Origin of the sequence: Thauera sp. 2A1 (genome assembly GCF_009469595.2) — a bacterium.
Classification (GTDB): Bacteria; Pseudomonadota; Gammaproteobacteria; order Burkholderiales; family Rhodocyclaceae; genus Thauera.
Genome location: NZ_SSXV01000004.1, coordinates 179,928 through 200,197 on the forward strand (window position 1 = coordinate 179,928; position 20,270 = coordinate 200,197).

Annotated in this window: 23 protein-coding genes; 5 read left to right on the plus strand and 18 right to left on the minus strand. The window is 65.1% G+C overall.

Annotation, left to right across the window (positions count from 1 at the left end):
• Nucleotides 1-59 precede the first annotated feature (59 nt).
• A complete protein-coding gene (locus tag GH664_RS05745) occupies nt 60-755 on the plus strand; it encodes a tyrosine-type recombinase/integrase (protein ID WP_202965131.1) in 696 nt (231 codons plus the stop codon).
• Between the two features lie 716 nt (nt 756-1,471).
• Here GH664_RS05745 and GH664_RS05750 read toward each other — a convergent pair.
• The 5 genes from GH664_RS05750 to GH664_RS05770 all read right to left on the minus strand — a co-directional run bounded on the left by GH664_RS05750 (nt 1,472) and on the right by GH664_RS05770 (nt 5,137).
• On the minus strand, nt 1,472-2,431 hold the full coding sequence (locus GH664_RS05750; RefSeq protein ID WP_194270331.1) for a YeeE/YedE thiosulfate transporter family protein: 960 nt from the start codon (nt 2,429-2,431) through the stop codon (nt 1,472-1,474).
• 367 nt (nt 2,432-2,798) lie between these two features.
• Nucleotides 2,799-3,320: an MOSC domain-containing protein gene (locus tag GH664_RS05755; protein WP_034050667.1), complete on the minus strand. Its 522-nt coding sequence runs from the start codon at nt 3,318-3,320 to the stop codon at nt 2,799-2,801.
• 19 nt (nt 3,321-3,339) lie between these two features.
• Nucleotides 3,340-3,876 carry a peroxiredoxin gene (locus tag GH664_RS05760; RefSeq protein WP_079390103.1) on the minus strand — a complete coding sequence of 179 codons (537 nt, stop codon included), beginning with the start codon at nt 3,874-3,876 and terminating at the stop codon, nt 3,340-3,342.
• Nucleotides 3,873-4,316, minus strand: a complete 444-nt coding sequence (gene msrB / locus GH664_RS05765) for a peptide-methionine (R)-S-oxide reductase MsrB (RefSeq protein ID WP_034050592.1) — start codon at nt 4,314-4,316, stop codon at nt 3,873-3,875. Before msrB ends, GH664_RS05760 begins: the two co-directional genes overlap by 4 nt.
• A 47-nt stretch (nt 4,317-4,363) precedes the next feature.
• Entirely contained in the window at nt 4,364-5,137 is a 774-nt protein-coding gene (locus GH664_RS05770) for a hypothetical protein (protein ID WP_052157190.1), read from the minus strand.
• Nucleotides 5,138-5,296: 159 nt separating this feature from the next.
• Here GH664_RS05770 and GH664_RS05775 point away from each other — a divergent pair, with 159 nt between their 5' ends.
• From GH664_RS05775 to GH664_RS05790, 4 genes are read left to right on the plus strand one after another with little or no spacing between them, the layout of a single operon-like run.
• Nucleotides 5,297-6,118 (plus strand): cytochrome P460 family protein, encoded by an 822-nt coding sequence (locus GH664_RS05775; RefSeq protein WP_228111398.1) that lies wholly within the window; start codon nt 5,297-5,299, stop codon nt 6,116-6,118.
• Between the two features lie 25 nt (nt 6,119-6,143).
• Nucleotides 6,144-7,130, plus strand: a complete 987-nt coding sequence (locus GH664_RS05780; protein WP_052157187.1) for a cytochrome P460 family protein — start codon at nt 6,144-6,146, stop codon at nt 7,128-7,130.
• A 12-nt stretch (nt 7,131-7,142) separates the two neighbouring features.
• Nucleotides 7,143-7,670, plus strand: a complete 528-nt coding sequence (gene msrA / locus GH664_RS05785) for a peptide-methionine (S)-S-oxide reductase MsrA (RefSeq protein WP_034050588.1) — start codon at nt 7,143-7,145, stop codon at nt 7,668-7,670.
• A gap of 59 nt (nt 7,671-7,729) precedes the next feature.
• On the plus strand, nt 7,730-8,278 hold the full coding sequence (locus GH664_RS05790) for a cytochrome b/b6 domain-containing protein (RefSeq protein ID WP_052157185.1): 549 nt from the start codon (nt 7,730-7,732) through the stop codon (nt 8,276-8,278).
• Between the two features lie 220 nt (nt 8,279-8,498).
• Here GH664_RS05790 and GH664_RS05795 read toward each other — a convergent pair whose 3' ends face one another.
• The 13 genes from GH664_RS05795 to GH664_RS05855 all read right to left on the minus strand — a co-directional run bounded on the left by GH664_RS05795 (nt 8,499) and on the right by GH664_RS05855 (nt 20,227).
• Complete coding sequence (locus GH664_RS05795) at nt 8,499-9,326, minus strand: AraC family transcriptional regulator (protein ID WP_034050586.1); 828 nt, start codon at nt 9,324-9,326, stop codon at nt 8,499-8,501.
• A 474-nt stretch (nt 9,327-9,800) separates the two neighbouring features.
• Nucleotides 9,801-10,628 carry a DUF932 domain-containing protein gene (locus tag GH664_RS05800; protein ID WP_034050584.1) on the minus strand — a complete coding sequence of 276 codons (828 nt, stop codon included), beginning with the start codon at nt 10,626-10,628 and terminating at the stop codon, nt 9,801-9,803.
• 90 nt (nt 10,629-10,718) lie between these two features.
• Nucleotides 10,719-11,330 (minus strand): DUF3275 family protein, encoded by a 612-nt coding sequence (locus GH664_RS05805; RefSeq protein WP_034050582.1) that lies wholly within the window; start codon nt 11,328-11,330, stop codon nt 10,719-10,721.
• Between the two features lie 55 nt (nt 11,331-11,385).
• A complete protein-coding gene (locus GH664_RS05810) occupies nt 11,386-11,937 on the minus strand; it encodes an STY4534 family ICE replication protein (protein ID WP_153167128.1) in 552 nt (183 codons plus the stop codon).
• Nucleotides 11,938-12,281: 344 nt separating this feature from the next.
• Nucleotides 12,282-12,647: a DUF3085 domain-containing protein gene (locus GH664_RS05815; RefSeq protein ID WP_010792167.1), complete on the minus strand. Its 366-nt coding sequence runs from the start codon at nt 12,645-12,647 to the stop codon at nt 12,282-12,284.
• A 65-nt stretch (nt 12,648-12,712) separates the two neighbouring features.
• A complete protein-coding gene (locus GH664_RS05820) occupies nt 12,713-13,510 on the minus strand; it encodes a hypothetical protein (protein ID WP_003141039.1) in 798 nt (265 codons plus the stop codon).
• A gap of 290 nt (nt 13,511-13,800) precedes the next feature.
• Nucleotides 13,801-14,517 (minus strand): hypothetical protein, encoded by a 717-nt coding sequence (locus tag GH664_RS05825; RefSeq protein ID WP_016851998.1) that lies wholly within the window; start codon nt 14,515-14,517, stop codon nt 13,801-13,803.
• Between the two features lie 250 nt (nt 14,518-14,767).
• Entirely contained in the window at nt 14,768-15,160 is a 393-nt protein-coding gene (locus GH664_RS05830) for a hypothetical protein (RefSeq protein WP_003141051.1), read from the minus strand.
• 25 nt (nt 15,161-15,185) lie between these two features.
• Nucleotides 15,186-15,422, minus strand: coding sequence for a hypothetical protein (locus GH664_RS05835; RefSeq protein ID WP_016446173.1), 237 nt, complete (start codon nt 15,420-15,422; stop codon nt 15,186-15,188).
• A gap of 781 nt (nt 15,423-16,203) precedes the next feature.
• Nucleotides 16,204-18,219 carry a DNA topoisomerase III gene (locus GH664_RS05840; protein WP_043104890.1) on the minus strand — a complete coding sequence of 672 codons (2,016 nt, stop codon included), beginning with the start codon at nt 18,217-18,219 and terminating at the stop codon, nt 16,204-16,206.
• A gap of 294 nt (nt 18,220-18,513) precedes the next feature.
• Nucleotides 18,514-18,897 carry a single-stranded DNA-binding protein gene (locus GH664_RS05845; protein ID WP_013721963.1) on the minus strand — a complete coding sequence of 128 codons (384 nt, stop codon included), beginning with the start codon at nt 18,895-18,897 and terminating at the stop codon, nt 18,514-18,516.
• A complete protein-coding gene (locus GH664_RS05850) occupies nt 18,894-19,442 on the minus strand; it encodes a DUF3158 family protein (protein ID WP_034021438.1) in 549 nt (182 codons plus the stop codon). Before GH664_RS05850 ends, GH664_RS05845 begins: the two co-directional genes overlap by 4 nt.
• Nucleotides 19,439-20,227: a PFL_4669 family integrating conjugative element protein gene (locus tag GH664_RS05855; protein WP_015038897.1), complete on the minus strand. Its 789-nt coding sequence runs from the start codon at nt 20,225-20,227 to the stop codon at nt 19,439-19,441. Before GH664_RS05855 ends, GH664_RS05850 begins: the two co-directional genes overlap by 4 nt.
• Nucleotides 20,228-20,270: the final 43 nt, after the last annotated feature.

Genomic DNA, 20,270 nt, shown 5'->3' on the forward strand with positions numbered 1-20,270 from the left:
GACAGAACGCTCGACTCGCGGCGTTGCGGGCGTTCCTGAAATTTGCCGGTCGGCGCGACGTGAGCGCGCTGCATGCCGTCGAGAAGTCGCTGGGCGTGCCGATGAAGCGCTTCGAGCGGCCGATGCTGGGCTTCCTGTCGCGTGAGGAAATGCTGGCGATCATCAGCGAGCCGGACGACTCGTGGACGAGCCAGCGCGACCATCTGCTGCTCAGGATGCTCTACAACACCGGCGCCCGGGTCTCCGAGATCATCGGTGTGACGCTGGCCGACGTGGTGCTCGATGGTGCCGCCTGTGTGCACCTGCACGGCAAGGGGCGCAAGCAACGCACGGTGCCGTTGTGGCGCTCGACGGTGCGGCAGATCAGGGCGTGGCTGCGGCTCAATCCGCAGTTGCAACCGACATCGGCGCTGTTGCCCAACCGCGATGACCAGGCGATGACGCGTGGGAACGTCACTCAGCGCCTCGCCCTCGCCGTCAAGGCCGCGACCGCAGCGCAGCCGCAGCTTGCCACGCGCCGCATCTCCCCGCACATCATCCGCCACACGACGGCCATGCACCTCTTGCAGGCCGGCGTGGACATCAGCGTCATCGCGCTGTGGCTGGGACACGAGAGCCCGACGACAACTCACCAATACGTCGAGGCTGACCTGGCGATGAAGGAGCAGGCACTGGGGAGACTGCAGGAACCAGACGCCGCGATCCGGCGCTACAAGGCGCCTGACTCGCTGGTCGAGTTCCTCAAGACCCTGTAGTTATGTGCAGGCCGCAGGCATCGCGCAGCACCGCTGCGCTCGCGCGATGACGCGGCCCGCACCGAAACTGTTCATAACTGGGATCTGCGCATAATGGCCGTTATGAACAGCTATCCATAACGGCCATGTCCTGCCGGTGGCGATTTTTCCCCAAAGCCGACCTTGAGTGGACGGCGCACCCGTAAGCCGCCATTCGCCTGGCTACTCGATTTTTCGCAGGCAAGGGGCAGCCTTCCGAGCGCTGCAAACGTTGGCCATCGCCTACCCGAGCTCTCGGTCTAGCCATCAAGAGACGTAGCCGTATGGAAGAATGCGGTAGCGAGAATGACATAAAGCCGACCCTGAACCCGACGTCCGGAGCGTTCAGACTAACCACCACAAAAGTCAGTTCTGCAATACGGTAGTAAGAGCTTTACCCGGCCGAATCTCGCTCGGAGTAGCCGGCCTCGCTCTGGCGGCGTATCACCAGCACGAACACCGTATGAATCCTGGGGACATAGCGATACAAGATCAAATATCCATGCGAACGACGGCCGATCACCAGTTCGCGTTCGCCAGAACTTCAACGGGGGCGATGATCCAGTGCAACAGCCGCGCGAGCAGGTGATATGACGGTATCTGTCTGGTCACGTCGGTCACAGGACAAAGGGCTCGTGAAAGGAGGAGATGTCTGCGTTGAAGCGGATGTTCCTGAAGGTGACTTGTTAGCGCATCTTTTACTCCGGTTGTGTTTGCTTCACCGGCCGTCTGTGCAGCAGGTAAACCAGCGCAAGCATGGCGATGACCATGAAACTGAAGGAGATGATCGAGTGGGGCGCCAGGCTGGGGATGCCGGTCAGCAACATGCCGTCGTTGCCGCCAGGGACCATTGCGGCCGCGCCGCCCATTAGCGTGCCCCCCAGGATGCTGCCGATCAACGGCCGCGAGCGCGGCCACTGCAACCGGAAACTACCGTCGCTGAGCGCCGCGACAACCCCGCCGACGATCTGTGCCAGGGTGCATGAGGCGGCCAACAGCGTAAGCCCCGACACCCTGGCATCCAGCGCAGCTCGGGTGGCCCCGGTCACCACGCTGGTGTAGTCCCAGCCGGCCACCGCGGCGTACAGCATGCCGCCTCCAATCCCGGCCACCAACACCATCGCGACCGCCGTCTTGGAGCGCGCCCGCAGCCGCTCAATCAGCGCGGGACGCACCAGTATTGCCAGAGCGAACAGCCCCAGTGGGGTTAGCCACAGGGCGGCCACGACACCGGGGCCGACCAGGGCGGAAGTCCGGTCCAGAGCGGGCGCCACCAGACCCGGCAGCTGATCCACCAGGATCACCCCAAGGGATATGCCGGCCAGGGTCCCCAGGTAGGTCAGGTTGCCGCTCACCAGCTGGACGAAGGTGCCGAAAATACAGCCCCGGTTCAGATGGGCGCCCAGACCCATCACTAAGCCGCCCAGCAGCGCGGTGAGCCATAGGCCGTGGCTGTCCGACAGGGCAAATAGCCTAGGAAACAGCCAGTTCAGGGGCACCACCACCAATGCCGCCCAGGCGATGGCGCCGACAAACACCAGCAGACGGCCCGGATCGCGGTGCTGGACGATGTCTTCCGCCGCCGCATAGGTGCACAGACCAGCCCGCTTAAAAGCGAAACCGACAGCAAAGGCGACGGCGATGGCGATGGCGCTCAAGGCAAACAAAACACGGTCCTCCTCACTGTCAATGGGGTGACAGACGACTCAGTCGACGATCCGCCCCCCTTTCCAGAAGGCAAGGAAACCGCGGATCTCCGCTCAACGTTTGACTCCTTCGGCGCCAAGGACGTCCGTATGCAGTTTGAGCGGTTCGGCTACTTCGTGAGCGACCGGCACGAGCACCGCGCAAGGACCGCAGTGTTCAACCACGTGGTCACCCTGCGAGACACGAAATTGCGTTGAGGATCTGTGCAGTCGCGGTGCTCGCGGAAAGCCGCGACCGCCGCGAAATGAGGCGCCTGCTCGGCCCGGAGCAGCGCTGGCACAGGGATAGTGATGGTCTTGATTGGCTGAGACAGGCATGTCATCCACCCAGTGCCTGCAACAGATCGCCCAGACGCAATAGCCCTCCCTTCACGACACGCGCGTACACGCCGCCGTGACCGCGCATCGCGTTGTACCCGCCCGGGCCGAGCACGTCTTCCATGCGCGAACACGGCTCGCACGGGCCGCTCACTTCGATGACCGCCGTTGGTCCGATCCGCCACAACCGCGGTTGATCGGCAAATGGCGACCGCAGGCCCAGCAGGTTGAGGCCCGAGACGACAAGATTTCGCCGCAACAACACGGGATCGATCCGCTCGCCCCCCGTCCAGCGCGCCAGCAGCGGCAAGTGCTCGGCCTGGATCAGCGTCAGAGTGCGCGCCTGCCCGCTGGCGCCCAGGGCGGCGCGCGCGGCGTGCCGGTCGCCCAGCAGCCCCCGCCCCTCGACCAACTCTGCCTCGTCCACGGCGACCGCAGCCACTCCGCGTGCCGGACGCAGCACGATGGCCTCGATGCGGCCGGGCTGGGGCTCGGCCGCTATCAATTCGCGCAGACTTCTCATCAACGTGCGCCGCACCGGTTCAAGCGAGCGGCCCCTCCCCACTGGCTGAATCCACCCCCGGCGCCGCTGCCACCTGCCGCACGAGGCCGTCGGCGTCAACGTGGAAGTCGTTGAACACTACCCGATCCTGCGGGTCGATCACGATGAACCATGGCGTGCCGCCAGTGCGGTAGCGCATCAGAATATCCGACCTCAGGCCGGTAGCGGCATCGCCGGGGTCATGCGCGAAGGGAATGGCCAGGCGATGCTCGGCCTGAAAACCGAGCATCGCGTCGTAGGTGTTGACCTCGAAGCCTTCGAACACGGTTTGCACGGCCAGCAACGCGACGCTGTCTTGTCCGGCCAGGCCCTGCACCAGCGCCCGCATCGTCGGCGCGCCGTGCGAGTGGCAACCCGGACACCAACTCTGAAAGCAGAACAGAATTTTCCATCGTCCGCTCAGATCGGACAGGGTCAGCGGCGCACGCGGCCGTCCCTGGGCATCCACCCAGCGCTGCGCCGACCAGGCCGGGGCGAGTTGCCCCGCGATCCCGAACTTGCGCACAGGCCGCTTCATTTCTCCTTCTCCAGCGCGACCGCATTGATGCAGTACCGTAACCGGCTGGGCGGTGGTCCGTCCGGAAACACGTGACCCAAATGCGCGGCACAGACGTTGCAGCGGGTCTCGATGCGCTGCATGCCATGACTGCCGTCGGAGAAATAGGCAACGACATTATCGCTCAGCGGCTGCGTGAACGAGGGCCAGCCGCTGCCCGATTGGAACTTGTTCGCAGCGTCAAACAACTCCGTGCCGCAGCATACGCAGCGGTAGCGTCCGGGCTCGAACAGGCTGCACATGGCTGAGCTGAAGGCACGCTCGGTGCCGGCTAGGCGAGTGACGCGGAACTGTTCGGCCGTGAGTTGTTTGCGCCACTCGTCGGGTGTCTTCTCGATGCGCCGGTCGGGCGCGGGATTGCCCAGCTGGGCGCGTGAAATAACGTCAGTCCAATGGTGCATGTCGATCTCTCCAAAAAAAACCACTCGCCGGATGCAATGCGTCACCCTCAATGGGCCAACTGACCGACCAGCAGCAGGGCGCCGAAACCAACGGCGGCAACGGTGCCGGCAAATCGCGGCGTGCCATGCACGGCCTCGGGGATGATCGTCTCGGTCACCATCGCGATCAGTGCGCCGGCGCCGAACAACTCCAGGACGGCCGACATGCCGGGTGAAATGCTGCCGGCCAGAACGAAGCCCATGCCCGTAAGCGCCACCGTCGCGATGGCCACGGCACCCCACACCGACAGGATCCAGCCCGGCTTTCGACCTGCCGCGAGCATCCCCGCCGAGCCCGACAACGCTTCGGGTAGATTGCCCAGCGAGATGGCAGTGATCAGCACCATCTGCGGCCCAACGCTTTTCAGCGTCAGGCCAAGCACCAGCGCTTCGGGTATGGCATCCATCGCCGTGCCGAGTGCGATGGCGAGCCCGCTGCCCGGCGCGAGCGCCTCCTGGGGCTGGGCGACACACTCCCCGCAGCGCTTCCGGTCTGCCGCGCCGCGCGCCGCCAAGGCGGCATTGGCGCAGCTGAATGCCACGGCGCCGACGAGCAAGGCCAATAGCCCGGCGGCGGCGGACGGCGCAATCTCGATGGCATTCGCGGCCAACTCCACCGTGGCCGCCGCCAGCAGCAGGCCGGCTGCCACCGCCATGGTCGCCGCCACGGACCGATGCTTCAGACTCCCGTACAAGCCGATAAAGGCGCCCACCGCAAGGCCAGCGACGGATACCAGCCCCCAACCGAGGGCGGCCGCGAGGTCAAGAATCGTCGAATCCATATGCAACAGAGCTCCCGTTTCGGATCTACGCTTTGGACAAGAGAGAGGTTCGTTGCAGTCTAGGACGCGACAGGAACCAATGGTCTGTTTGGTTTGATCAATAGTCTGATCGGAACCGCTGGTTGTCTTAAATGCGATTACCTCGTATGGGTATGCACGGTGTGGGCGTTCGTCACCACGGGCTGGCTCGAGACGAACGGCAAAGCATTCGAGACAATTGAACCAGTTGCAAGTGCTAGTATTACCTCACCCGAGACGCAACTGCGCACGCCGGGCGCCGCGGGACGACCAACACAGAGAAGGAAAGGAATGACCATGACACCCATGACAACAATATTCGGACATCGGATCACGGCATCGACACCCGCGAAGGCATTGGCCTGCAGCATCGTGGCGCTTTCCGCGCTCACGGCAGGATCTGCCGTGGGCGCAGACGCTGCGAAGCCGAAAAACTCCGCCTATCCGCAGATCGAATACGCGCCGGAATTCAATGCCAAGGGGGAGCTGGTGCAGCCAGTGGATTTCCGCCAGTGGGTGTTCATCGGCGCGCCGCTGACGCCGCACGGGCTGAACAACGGCAAGGCCAACTTCCCTGAGTTCCATAACGTGTACGTGCAACCGTCGGCGTTCAAGGCCTACCGCGCAACCGGCAAGTGGCCCGAAGGGACCATGATGGTCAAGGAGCTGCAGTTGGTCGACGGACCGGCCGAGTTCCCGGACGGTTCGCGCTTTGAGCCCTCGGGCCGGGGTTACTTCCCGGGCCCCGTCAACGGCCTGGACGTGTCCGTCAAGGACAGCAAGCGCTTCGCCGAAACCAAGAACTGGGGCTACTTCAACTTCAACCACAGCGCACCGCCCTACCTGAAGGCGGCGTCGCTGCGCCCGGTCGGGGAGTGCGCAGGTTGCCACATGGCGAACGCCGATGAAGACATGGTGTACGTCAAGCTCTACAAGCCGATCCTGAATCCGCTTCCTCGTTAAACGCGCTACGACCTAGGAGAAAGTGATGATGCAAAGCTGCGTTCGTTACGTCCTATTCGGGGCCACCATCGTGGCGGCGACGGCCGCAGCCGCGGATTCATCGGCTCGGCGAGGGGAGGAGGCATCCTTCAGCTCCCTCGTCGACGCCGGTGGCAACATCACCTTCCCCGCGCATTTCCCCAGCGGCTACGTGCACATCGGCTCCTGGGCGGTGGCCGGAGCCGATGGTGTGGCCGACACGCACGTCGTCTATGCGCGCCCCGAAGACGTGGCGCATTACCGCCGTAGCGGCGCGTTCCCCGACGGGGCCGTGATCATCAAGGAGGTGCTCGAGGCCATCGGATCTGCCCATACGACCGGGAAGGCCTTCTGGGGCGCTCATGGAAAAACCTGGTTCGTCATGGTCAAGGACGTTAAGGGGCGCTTCCCAGCCAACCCGTTGTGGGGTGATGGCTGGGGCTGGGCACAGTTCGATCCGAAGGATCGCTCAAAGCAAATCGCCACAAACTACAAGACCGACTGCCTCCAATGTCACGTTCCGGCCAAAGCGATGGACTGGATCTACGTCTACGCCTATCCAGCGCTCGGCGAAAAGGCGCTGCAGTTCACCCCCGAGGCCGCGCGCAGCGGAGGTCTGAAACCGGACGAAGGGCATCGCGTCAAGGCCACGACCAGCGGCGCGCAAATGACGGACGAGCAGCCAAAGGTGGCCATGGGCAAGCAACTGTTCATGCAGACCTGTACCGCCTGCCACTCGGCCACTGCCAACGAGCATGGCACCGGGCCATCGCTGTTCGGGGTGATGGGGCGCACGGCCGGAAGCGCACCGGGTTATCAATACTCCGATGCATTACGTAACTCTGGCGTGGTCTGGTCACCCGGGAATCTCGTCAAGCATCTGGCCGATACACGTGGATTCATCCCCGGCAACCTGATGGGGCGCTTCTTCAAGGGCGTCGCCGCGACCGACGAACGCGATGCGATCGTCGCCTACCTTGCGACATTGAAGTAATTGGAGTTCACCATGAATACGACCGAAACTGCGATCCTTGCGGGAGGGTGCTTCTGGGGCATGCAGGATCTGATCCGCAAGCTGCCCGGCGTAACGGGCACGCGCGTGGGTTATAGCGGCGGTGACGTTCCCAACGCCACCTATCGCAATCATGGCAGTCACGCCGAGGCGATCGAAGTGGTGTTCGATCCGCGCAAACTGAGCTACCGCGACCTCCTGGAATTCTTCTTCCAGATCCACGATCCCACCACGACCAACCGGCAGGGCAACGACCGTGGCGCGTCGTATCGCTCCGGCATCTACTACACCAGCGAGGTCCAGCGCGAGATCGCCATCGACACCATCGCCGATGTCGAGGCGTCCGGCTTGTGGCCTGGCAAGGTGGTAACCGAGGTGCGGCCTGCCGGTGAATTCTGGCAGGCAGAGCCCGAGCACCAGGACTATCTGTTGCGCAACCCCGGCGGCTACACCTGCCACTTTGTGCGACCCAACTGGAAGCTGCAGCGGCGCCCGGTCGAGCACAACCGTTCGACAACATGAACGCCCACCGGACATCGGGGACAGGACCCCGCTGTTCTCGCAGTGAAATGCGATTGGGAATGAACGACTTTGGAGCGATGCCGGAGAGGTCGAAAACCATCAAGCCGATTGCCGCACGTTTGGGGCACCTGCTCATCATCGGCTTGATGCTTACTGCTCTGCTCACCGGGTTGGAGGCGTTCGATTTCAGCTCGCCGCCGCGCATACTGACACGGGACGGGCTTTTTGCACTGCATCGCGGGGCCGGGCTGATGGTGGGCATGCTGGCGATCGTGTGGCTCTGGTTGCGGCGCGACTGCTTCCGACAGGGCTGGGTTGGCTTCTGGCATGCGCTGCTGTTGAACATCGCGCTGCTGATTCCGCTCGCACCCTGGCTGGCGCGGATGCTCGAAGGCCGCCTGGAGGAAGCATTTGCCTTGGTGCCCGTGTACAACCTTGTCTCCCGCCCGGAGAGCGGCCTGTCCTACCTGTTGTTCCACTGGCACAGGATGCTCATCGCTGGTTTTCTGGTTCTGTTGGGTATCCATGTTGCAGCAGCCTTGTTCCATGCCTTCGTATTGAAGGACAAACTGCTGTCTCGAATGTTTTTTTGGCGCGACCCTTCGTGATCGGATTGAACGCCAGCCGCGAGTTGAGAACGCGCCTGCCATCGGAGGGCAGTGCCGCTTTTTTCGAGTGCTGGGTTACGACCGCGCGGCAGCGCCCTAACGTGCGCAACTCGGGCAGCCGTTTCCACCCGGACTAGCGATTGCGGCGCACCGAGAACGTATCGCGCTGGTCGTGGGTATACGCCACCGACCCGCGAGCGCGACGGGTGGCGCCACGCGGCTACGATTGAGCACGCGCGGCCAGCCACTGAGTGGGAGATTGCCCCACGCTGCGAACGAACGCTCGCGTAAAGGCCGCAGCGCTGGAGTATCCGGCCCGCGTGGCAGCCACCTTAGCGGGCCGGCCGCGGAGCAGGAGTTCCTGCGCCACACTCATGCGCAAGGCCGCGAGATAACTTATCGGCGGCAAGCCCATGATCTGATGGAAATGCTCGGCAAAACGTGCACGTGACAGATTCGCCTCCTCGGCCAGTGTCTCCAAGGTCCAGTGGCGTTGCGGATTCTCGTGCATGCCAGCAAGGCTGCGTGAAAGGTGCGGATCGGCCAGGCCGGCCAGCAAGCCTTGGCGGACGACCCCCGCATCAATCTGATGACGGATCAGGCAAATGAAGATGTATTCAAGCAACCGATCCAATGCGGTCTGCCGACCACAGTTGGCGCCATCGAACTCACTGAAAAGTAACTCGAGCGCAGGTCGCAACTGTGGCAGGGTCGAAAAGGGCATTGCAATCACTGCAGGCAACGCCAGCGCCAGCGGCGCGCCGGCGTGCGCGCCGATCTCGACTGTGGCGCATACCAGTGTGGCGTCGTTGCCCTCGTCGGCGGTCAACGTGTGAGGTAAGGAGCGCGGCACCAGGACGGCGCCAGGCTCGGCCAGATGCAAGGCCCGCGAAGCGTGCGGCTGGACCGTAATGCGGCCGGCCCGCAGCAAGTGCAGATGACCCAGCCCATCGTCGTGTCCATCGGCGAGCATGCCGCACACAGCACCGCTGAACGACATCCGTGCCGTGGGTTTGAAATGCGCAAAGAGTGTGTCGAGTGCGTCCATTATTTCTTCTGAGCTTCGGCTGCCTCGCGGGCAGCACCGTTGGATGAAACAAACATTATCCCGATCTGCGTTGCCTTCTGGTCTACGGCGCACAGGCGGTGCTGCGTTGGCACCGCGCATAGGCGGCAATCACCCATGGCGCGATCGCTTGGTCATGCATGCGGCACAATGATCCCTGCGAGCCTGTCCTGCGCAGCCGTCGCTCGCCAGAGAAGATTAGTTCATGCTGATCCCTTCGGGGCGCGGGCCGTTCGATGTTATCCCGTGGGCCGCTTTCGAACCTGCCGCTTAAATGCCTGCATCGTCCTGAGACGATCCAACGGCCGCTTCCACGACGTTGGCTCTATCGGCGAACGTCCGGTCTGGAAATGCTCGAACGGCAGGTCGGGGTCGTTTTGAGACCGTGAGCCCACCCCGCAAATCGGCAAAGAAAACGAGCGGATCTTGCCGCGACGGGCACGATCCGCTTGGGGGTCAGGCTTTCAGCTTGCGCAGGCCTTCCGCGAGCAGCCAGAGTGCCCGGTTGAGCCGGACGTTCTGGTCGATGCCCTGGACATGCCGGGTGCGCTGCTGGCGCCCGTTGGCACTGCGGCCAGTCAGGCCGCCTTTGACGATGTTCTCCTGGACCCGGTTGAACGTGGACCACAGGTCCGCAAGGTTGTCGTCGAAGCGACGGGGGTGCAGGACCTGGCTTTCCGTGATCGGCAGGGTCTTGCCAGGTTCGTCGTACTTGAGGACCAGGGCCGATCTGGCGAAGATCTCGGCCTCGCCATCGTCGAGCGTGATGGCACGCATGGCGTCGCGAGAATCCTGCACCTGCTCGAATCCATGCAGCACCTCGTAGGCACCCTCGATCACGTGGTCGGTGACATTGCCCTTGTGGGGTACGCGCACGTCGGCGAAAGTGTCGCCGCACACCAGACCGTTCTGGCAGACGAAGCGGAACATGCCGGCCAGCATCTGGTAGCTGCTGGTGCCGTCGTGCGAGTTGAGCAGGATGATCTCGTTCACCTCGGCGCCGTTGATCTGACTTGCGTGGCGAAGGCGCAGCATGTGCTTGGTGTAGTCGCGGCGGTCCTCCTGGCGCACGCGGGTCTGGCACACCATGAATGGCTGGAAGCCCTCCTTGCGCAGTTCGGTCAGCACAGCCGCCGTTGGGATGTAGCTGTACCGCTCGGATCGGCTTTCGTGCGGGGTGTCCGCGAAGATGGAGGGTGCGACGGTGCGGATCTGGTCATCCGACAACGGGTGATTCGACCGCAGCACCGGGGAGCGATGGGCGAAGCGGGACGCGAGTTGCATTATGATCTCCTTGGATAAGAGACCGGAGCCCCGCCCCACCGGGGATGAGCCCCGGCGGGTGGTGGAACGCCGCTGACGCGGCGGTTGGAATCAGCCTTGGGCGAGATGCCAGTCCTGGGACAGCGGAGCGAACTCGTAGCCCAATGCACCAAGACGGTCGCGCTGCTGACGCAGGACGCGGCGATCGACGGTGGCGTCGAGCTTGACGATCTCGCCCAGCGGCCAGAGCGCACCGAACAGCGCCGCGTCGTCCGCCTCGGCCGAGGCCTCGGAGAATGCGGCGGCCGGCTCGCTGCCGAACGGCGTGGTGTCGACCAGGGGATCGCGCGGGTTGCGGGACTTCGGCTTGGCCGGCACCTTGGGCGCGGCCGGCGCGGGCGTCTGCGCTTCCTCGTCGATCGGATCGACTTCCTGCGGACTCAGCCGGCGGACTTCGTCGCGGCTCAGGGCGTCGATGTTGGACAGCGTCATCCCGCCCAGATGGGCGCGGATTTCGATGACCATGCGACCGTTGGCGTTGTACGTGGAGGGACGGATCTCGGCGATGACGAAATCACCGTCATACTTGCCCTCGCGGTACTGATCGAGTTCGGCGTTCTTCACGACGAACTCGCCGATCGAGGTCGCCAGGCGGCCGACGTTGAAGTCGCCGTTCCTGCCGTGGATGGTCTTGATGGCCAGTTGGCCGGGAATGGTGATCATGAAGGTCTCCTGCGGACGAAGAGAAGACAAGGCCCCGGGGATGGGGCCTTGCGGATCAGAACGACTCGGCAACGGCCAATGCGGGGGCATCGGCAGCGTCGTCGGCAGCATCGGCGACGGGCTTGGAAGGCTCCAGTGCCGAGGCTTGCTGCGCGGCGGGCGCGTCGGACGTCACAGGGACTTCCGGGTCCCGCTCGTCGGTCTCGGTCAGCTTGGGTTCGGCCTTGTAGACGAGCTTGCCGTCGACCTTGATCCAACTGACGAACAGCAGGCGGGCCTTGAGGCTCACACCCTGCTCGCCGGCACGCTTCCCCTTGGAGTAGGTGAAGGTGTCGGTCCACAGGTCGCCCAAGCGGAAGCCGATCATCACCTTCTTCTCGGCGTCGACCGCCTGAATGCAGCGGCGCACCAGGTGCTGCGCTTCCGAACCCGATACGCGCGTGTCGAAACGCACATACGAGACGTCGTCGCTGGGACCGTTCAGAGCCGCGATGTCGCAGGCCAGGAACGCATCGCCCTTCTTGGGCTTCACTTCGCGGATGCGATTGAGATACCCGAGGCCGGTGATGTGCAGATCGAAGTAGGACTTTTCGGTGGAAGTGGTCATGGTGAATCTCCTGGGAACAATGAGGCGGAGACACACCCGACCCAAGGCGGGGAAGGTGTGGAACCCCCGCGTGGGTTGATGGAACAGCTTGGAGGCATCGCCATCGAGAACCGATGGCCGTTCGCGCATGGATGCCGGTGCGAACTGGAGTGATCAACGCGGTCGGAACCGCGTCGCAGCCTTGAAGATCGTGGCTGCCTGGGCATGTCGCTGACGGACGTCAGCGGAACATGGCCGGAAGCGTGGCGCCAGGACGGCGCGCAGGCGAGCGGCAATCGGCACTCGCGGCTGTCCGCATTGCCGGGAAGAAAGAGGCCCCCGGAGCGGGGGCCAGGGATGGGCGGTCAGTTACCGCTGGGCGTGGGAGGAACCGCCTGCAGCGATAGGTGTGTCGCGGAGGCGGACACGTCGAGGTCGTCCTCGCTGCGCAGGATGCGCGCAAACACGCCCTCCTGCGGATCGAAGAACTCGCCGAAGTCGTCGCCACCGAACTCGGCGCGCGCCAGCTCCCACCAGTCATCGAAGGCATCGACATCCGGGTTGCAGCCAGCGGCATAGGCGATGGTCTTCTGGCGACCATCGGGTCGGCGCTCGCCGCACTCGGCCAGGAAGTACACGCCCTGATCCTTGACCAGGATGACGCGGCATTGATTCGCCACCGCTTCGGCGAGCACGGGCCGCAGCTCCGTGCCTTTGAATCGAACAGTCATGGGTGTGATCTCCAGGGGGCAGGAAAAGAGGCTTCCCGCCGCGAGGGCGGGAAGCTGCTGTGAGATCAGTGCCGGATAGCCTTACGACACGACAGGCACTGCACGCGGATGCGCCGCCAACTCCCGTCGTCGATCAGCCGTTCCAGCGTCTCGCCGAGGGTGTCGAAGAACACCTCATCGACCCGTTCGACCAGCTCGCCGTCGCGGTGCAGCTCCACCGCGTAGAGGTCGAGGCCACGCTCATACAGCACGGTGACGCGACCCTGGAACTTCGTCGTGGCGACGGTGAAGCCGATGGCCGGCGGCGTGCGGATGATGTCGGCGGGCAGCGGATCGACCCAGGTGATGTCCCGCGCGCCGGCATCCACCAGCATGTGGGTGACGCGCCGGAAACCGTCGGGAGCGGGCAACTGCTCCAGTTGGTCGACCAGTTCCTGCAGCTCGGGGCAGCGCGGCTCGGGGATCGGCAGCTTCGCCGGTGCGGACCCGAGCACGAACCGCTTCACCGTGTAGGGCTGGCCGTCGGCGGTGAACTCGGTCTGCTCCTCGGGCGTGTCCGCCCGCTGACCGTCGAAGCGGCGTCTGACATAGGGTTCGACCTGCACCTTGGCGCCCTCGTCGGGCACTTCGGTCACGAGCGTGCGATCGAGCACCGCGAACTCGGCTCGTCCCGTCTTGACGACGATGGCCTCGTCGGTGGTGGCGATGACCTTGCCCTCGAAAGGCTTCGGGTCGATGTGAAAGCCCAGCGTCGAAACCTTGGGCTGGCCGTCGAAGATGTTGAATTTGAACGAACGGACGTTGGAAGGCACATGACCGACAACGAGCGTCGGCATCTGTGCGCGGATGGCTTGGGTATCCATGGGGAGACTCCTTGTGGCAACCAAGGGACTCCCGCCCGCAAGGGAGGTCTGTCCCTTGAGGGTGAGGTGGATGGACGCGGGTGCGCCCGGAGAACGAAGCAACCAGCACGGCGAACCGCGCCGCAGTCTTGAAGGTCTCGACTGCCTGGGCATGCTGCCGGCAACGCCAGCGAACATGCGGCCAGCGTGCGGCACATGGCGGCGACCGTCCGTTGGGAATCGGCAATGCGCCGGCACCGCGTTCCGCGAAAAAGAAGAGCCCCGACGTGGGGGCTCGAATGGGTTGCGGGTTACTCGTCGTCGTAGAGCGTCAGCCCGTCCAGCACTGGCGCGTCGGCATCGAACACCAACATGCGAACGTCGGCGAGCGCAGCCAGGTGCAACACTTCCACGAGGGACTCCGGCACGCCCTTGGCCCGGTGCTCCTGCCGCAGCTCTTCGGCGGTGATGCCCTCGACATGCTGCAGGTTCGCATCCGTCCAGGGCGTGGCGACCAGCTTCACGCCGACCGCCGGGCTGTAGGGAATGCGGAAGGCCACGAACAGAAAACCGCTCGGCGTGGCGATGTCCGCCAGTTCGGCGAGGAAGCGACCGGCCTCCTCGGTGATGTGCGCCGAACTGATTTCCCAGGCACGGCTGTAGAACCCGGTCTCGAAGCGCAGGCGGCGTACCACCTCGCGCGCGGCTTCCTCGGAGTAGGTATCGCCGACGTGCAGCGGCTGGCCGGCTTCTTCGGCCATGACGGCGTAGACGAGGTTTCGGGCGATACCGTGGCTGGGGCACTGCGCGTCCAGCTCGGGCGGCACGTTCTGGCCCTCGGTGATCAGCGCGAAGTCGTCGCAGAAGACGCAGGCATGGCGCTCGACCTGGCTGTCCGGCAGGTGCGACTGCGAGACGTGCAGCGGCAGGTAGCTCAGCGGGCAGTCGTCGTCGTAGGAAATCGCCAGCAGCCGCTGCACGGACAGGCCATCGTAGCCGCGGGCGAAGGGATTGTTGGAATGGGACATGGGATTCCTCCAGCAGAGGATGGCCGAGGCAATCCCCTGCCGGGGATTGAACCCCAGCGAGTGGATGAAGTGGCAACCGGTCAGCCGGCCGCGGCGTCGGGCCGCCCTGGTGGCGGGCGGTGCAGGTCAGTGGAAGATGGTGATTCGGGACATGGCCGCTCCTGCGAAAAGAAGGAGGGACATGGCCCCGAACGAGGACGCATGTCCCTCGTGGGGTGGGATGAAAAGACGGTGGGTTGCCAGGCGCGGCTCACCAGCCGTTGTAGTGCAGCGTGAGGTCAGCGATGACCTGGCGCCGTTCCAGATCGAGGCCGCCGAAGTCGGACAGCCCCTCGAAGCCGCAACGCTTGAGCATCGCGCCGCCCTCGCGGGAGTTGTAGAAGCTCACCATCGCGGACAGGAACATGCGTTGACCGCTGCTCAGCACGCCCAGGGCGTCGTTGAGCATCAGCATGTTGGGCCGCAGGTCCCACTTGGTGGTGGCACGCTGCAGACCTTCGCGTGTGCCGTCGCCGAACCACTCGTGGCCGGCGATCTGCGCGCCGCGCTTCCAGGCCTCGAAGAAGGCCTGCGGTGCAGCGTCGAAGTGCGCCTGTTCCAGCGCCATCTGATCGAGCACGTCTTCGGGTAAAGACAGATTCATGAGAGAACTCCTTGAAGGGTGGGAATCAGGGGTGAGCGCGCTGTGTCCAGGCATGGGTATCCAGGGCGCGCTGTGCTGCGAGGTGGGTCGGGAAATACTCGACGGACTCCCGCGATACCGGTCCTTCGTCGTCTTGTGTGCCGATGTAGTGGCCGGCCGCGCTGCGCAGCACCTGTAGCGGCAAACGCTTGCCGGTCCAGGTCAGCGCCAGCGCACCACTGCGCACTGCGGTTGCAGAGGAAGATGCGGAAGGTTCAGACATGCCGTGCTCCTTGGTGGGTCGGGGAGCACGCATCCCGCAGGGGATGGGGTTCCCCTCGGGTGGTTGAGAAAAGTGCATCGTCGCCAGGCCGGCGAGCGTCCGCGGTGGGCGATGCGAAGCGGACTGGATCGGTCGACGCGGCGAACCGCGTTGCAGTCTTGAAGACCGAGACTGCCAGGGCATGCCGCTGACGACTGTCAGCAACGCATGGCGTGAGGATGGGCGCGAAGCATGGCTGCCGTCGCAGGGAAAACCGAATCGCGGACGGCCCGCTTTAGGGCAATGGCCCGCGTCACGGGACAAGGCAAAGACCAGGGCGCCGAAGGCCACACGGGCCTTCGGCTGAAGAGAAAGGAAAACCACCTGTGGGCTGCGTCAGCGCAGGCCGTCGTCAAAGCCGTTCGCTGCGTCAGCAATCGCACCCGGCCCGTTTCGTGGCTGGGGCCGGAAACCTCTGGCGTGCATCCACACACAAAGGGAGCCCGATGTTTCGCCGGCGGGCACCGGCACGGAATACCCTCGGCCCAAGGGGCCTCCTCACGGCTCGCGCGGCGGCAAGGCGTCAGGAAGCCCCTCGTGACCGAGGCAAGGCACACCGATCAAGGGAATGGCGGCGGGCGCGATTCGTGGAGCAATGACCTTCTCGCCCCGTCGCCCGACGGCGGGCAGACGGGGCGCGCACACCGTTGCAGAAGGAGACGCGCGCTTTGGAGTCCCGCGCGGTGCGGGACGTTTGCCTCGCCGCCAGTGAAGTGGCCGGCGCGGCAGGGGGAAGCGAGGATCAGGACGCCTTGGAGGCAGCGCGCCGCTTGCGCGGTGCGCTGCGCCGGCCCGTCGGGGACTCGATCGGCAACGTGCCCTTGCAGTCCGGGTAGCGCGAACAGGACCAGAACGCGCCGCTCTTGCCCGTGCGCTGCTGCATCGGTGCGCAGCACTGCGGGCAGGCCGGCGCCGGCGGCAGCTTGAGCGAGAGCGTTGCGCCGCGGTACTGCTGCACGAGCTGGCCGACCCACACGGACTGCTTCTCGATGAAGGTGTCCAGCGCCATCTGGCCGGCCTCGATCATGTCCAGCGCCTGCTCCCACACCGCCGTGGTGCCGGGGTCGGCGATGGCCGAGGGCACCGCGTCGATGAGCGTGAATGCCGCATCGGAAGCGCGGACGGCGCGGCCTTTCTTGACCAGGTAGCCGCGACCGATCAGACCGTTGATGGTGTTGGCGCGTGTCGCCTCGGTGCCGATGCCTGTGGTATCTCGCAGCTTCTGTTTCAGCCGCGGGTCGGTCACGAACTTGGCGACAGTCTTCATGGCCTTGATCAGCTCGCCCTGCGTGTAGGGCTTGGGCGGCAGCGTCTTCAGCGCCTTGAGATCCACCTTGCCGACCGGGCAGGACAGGCCCGCATGCAGCGCCGGCAGCACCTGGCTGCGCTGCGCATCCTCGCCGTCGGCATCGTCCGGCCCCGGCGTCGCCAGCACCTCGCGCCAGCCGGTGACGGCGATCTGCTTGCCCACGGCCGCCAGCGACTGACTGCCGCACGAGAACTGCGCTACCGTCCGGTCGAACTCATGGTGCGGGAGGAACTGCGCGAGGTAATGAGCGCGGATCAGCCGGTAGACGGCCAGTTCCTTCTCGTTCATGGCCGACAGGTTGGCGGGCTCCAGCGTCGGGATGATGCCGTGGTGAGCCGTCACCTTGCCGTCGTTCCAGGCGCGCGAACGCTGGTTGCGGTCGAGCTGGCCGATCAAGGGCCGCAGGCTGGGATCGGTGGCGAGCAGTGCATCGAGCACCGCCGGCACTTCCGCGAGCATGCTTTCGGGCAGGTATCCCGAGTCGCTGCGCGGATAGGTCGTCGCCTTGTGCGTCTCGTACAGCGCCTGCGCGATGTCCAGCGTCTCCTGCACGTCGAGGCCCAACTGCTTGGAGCACACCTCCTGCAGCGTGCCCAGGTCGAACGGCAGCGGCGGTGCCTCGCGCACGCGCTCGGTGTCCACCGACACGACCTGCGCATCGCGTGCGGCGCGAATGCAATCCGCAGCCTGCTGCGCCACCGGCTGCTGAAGGCAGCGACCCGCTGCATCGGTGCTGCCTTCGGGCGGTATCCAGCTCGCGGTGAAGGACCGGCCGGCATGGGATAGCAGCACGTCCACGGCCCAATACGGCACAGAGACGAAGCGCGCGATCTCGCGATCACGATCCACCACCAACTTCAGCGTCGGCGTCTGCACGCGCCCCACCGACAGCACGCCGGTGTAGCCGGCCTGCCGACCTAGAAGCGTAAACAGCCGGCTCAGGTTCATGCCGATCAGCCAGTCGGCACGCGAGCGGGCCAGGGCCGAGTAGTACAGCGGCAGCGTCTCGGCGGACGGCTTGAGCGCACCCAGCGCCTTGCGGATCGACGCATCGTTGAGCGCCGACAGCCACAGGCGCTGAATCGGCCCGTGGTAGCCGCACAGGTCGATGATCTCGCGGGCGATCATCTCGCCCTCGCGGTCGGCGTCGGTCGCTATCACCAGCTCGCCCGCCTTGGCGACGAGCTGCTGCACGACCTTGAATTGCGCCGCGGTCGCCGCCTTGGGCTCGACACGCCAACGCTCAGGAAGAATGGGCAGTTGCTCGATGGCCCAGCGCTTGTATTGTTCGCCGTAGCCTTCGGGCGGAACCGCCTCCACCAGATGACCGATGCACCAGGTCACGACGACACCCGCGCCGCTGTAGCAGCCGTTGCCGCGTTGACCGGCACCCAGCACACGGGCGATGTCCTTGCCCTGGGACGGCTTCTCGCACAGGAACACGCGCATGAAGCCTCCTTGGAAATGTGCGGTTCATCGGATGGGCGTCAGCTTGGCGGGGCCAGGAGATGCCGGCAGCAAGGAAGCCGATTGGCGCAGACACCGCTTTGTGATCGGCAGGCGGTCCGTTGCCGCAGCGGTGCGCATAGACCGCAGGAGCTGGCACAGCAAAAGCGTCGTTACGGGAGGGCGGCTGGAACTCTGTGGACGACCTTGGAGCTATCCCCTGGGGATAGCTCGCTGGTGCATCGCGGGCGTATGACGGTTGCTACAGCCGCCCTCGGGGGAGCGGCGATGGGCGAACTACTGTCCGCCGGCCGGCTTGGCGCTGAGCGCCACCGACTCGATGCGGTACGGCAGGATGCCCACGCGCCGGGCCTCGACCTTGAACGTGACGCGCTCGTTCTCGTCGGCGTCCTCCCATTCGTCGCGCACGGTGCGGCCCTCGACCAGCACCCGCATACCCTTCTGATACAGCGTCTTCCAGTGATCGGCGTCGCGGTGCCACAGCTCCACCGGCGCCCAGAAGCCGCCGCGATCTTCGTACTCGCCGTCCTTCTTCGGGATCGGGTTGTCGAAATAGACGTTCAGGCGAAGCAGCCGGCGCGGCTCGTCGTTGCCGTTCGGGAATTCGCGGTAGTCCGGCGCAGAACCGATGTTGCCCTCGCCGACGAAGTGCGTGCTCATGGTGACTCCTTGGTGGTGGGTGGAACGGCCGCGGTATGCCCGTGGACACGTCGCAGGTAAGCCGCTTCGGCCTGGGCGGCCTTGCTGGCGCATTCCAGGGCTTGGCGAGCGATGCTGTGGGTCAGGCTGATCTGCATGTTCAGCACGATGCGCTGCAGTTCCATCGCGTACAGCTCGTCGATCAGCGAGGCCGGCGTCGCGGGGTTGGCCAGCAGGGCCTCCCACAACGCCACGCCCATGGAGGAACGGTCGAGGTTGCGCCAGCGCAGGAAGGTCGTCCCTGCGCCAGTGGCCTGCTGGGCCAGTTGCACGTGGAGCAGGCTGAAGGGGTAGGCGCGCGCCTGGGGCAGCACGCGCCGCTGCGCCAGGCCAATCACGTCGTCGCGCAGCGCCGCGCACTGGCTGGCCCAGGTCTCCAGACTCCCCTTACCCTTAAAAGGCTGTAAAAGGCCTTTTAGGTAGCCTGCGTGTTCCAGCCGCTGGAAGTCCGCCTGTTCCAGCGCCACGAAGCGCGTGGAGTGGCTGATGGGGGGCGATGCCGTCATGCGTCAGTACCCTCATCGCCCGCCGCACCATCGGCTGCGCCATCCGTGTGAGCCGGCGCATCGGGCTCGATGGCGGGCGCAGCAGGCGGCGTGCCGGGCTTGGTCGTCCGCCGCGCGATCGGTGGCGCGAAGCGCGAGCGGCGCGTGCCTTCCAGCACGTCCTGCGGCAGCTCGCCGAACTTCTCCAGCGCCGCTCGCGCCGCGGCGTTCTTCGCCGCGAAGTCGTCGCGCGTCGTGCCCGAGTAGCGGTACTGCTGGGCCAGCGAGAACAGGCTGCGCAGCGCGTGCGCGCCATCATTGAGCCAGCGCTCCAAGGTGCTGCGGTCGATCAGCGCCGTGTGGTGCGCCAGGATGAGTTTGCGTGCCAGGTCGTCGTAGTCGGCCAGCAGGTACACCGCCATGAAACCGAGCTGAGCATTGACGAACAGCGGCAGCTTCACCGGCTGCACGTTCATGTTCTCGCCCAGCGACAGCGCCGCTGGCACGTCGGCCAAGGCCTGATCCACCTGTTCGCGCAGGGTCTGCAGACGGGTCCTGGTGTCGGCGAGCTTGTCCTCGATCCGCAACATCCACCAGTCCGAGTACGGGTCGTCCTGCTCGGCGCCGCGCTTCATCTTGTTCATGGCGCCGATATAGCCGTTGAGTCCGATGATGCCGGGGCGCCCCTCGGTCGGCGCGCGGCCGTGCCAGATGCGCGAAGCGTGGTGCGTGTGCAGCGTCAGCGACATCGCGCTGCGCAGCGATCCGAGATTCAGTTGCAGGGGTTCTGTGCGTTCGTTGGCCATGGGAGCGACTCGCGGTGAAGGGGCGAGTCGCCAGCATCGGCAT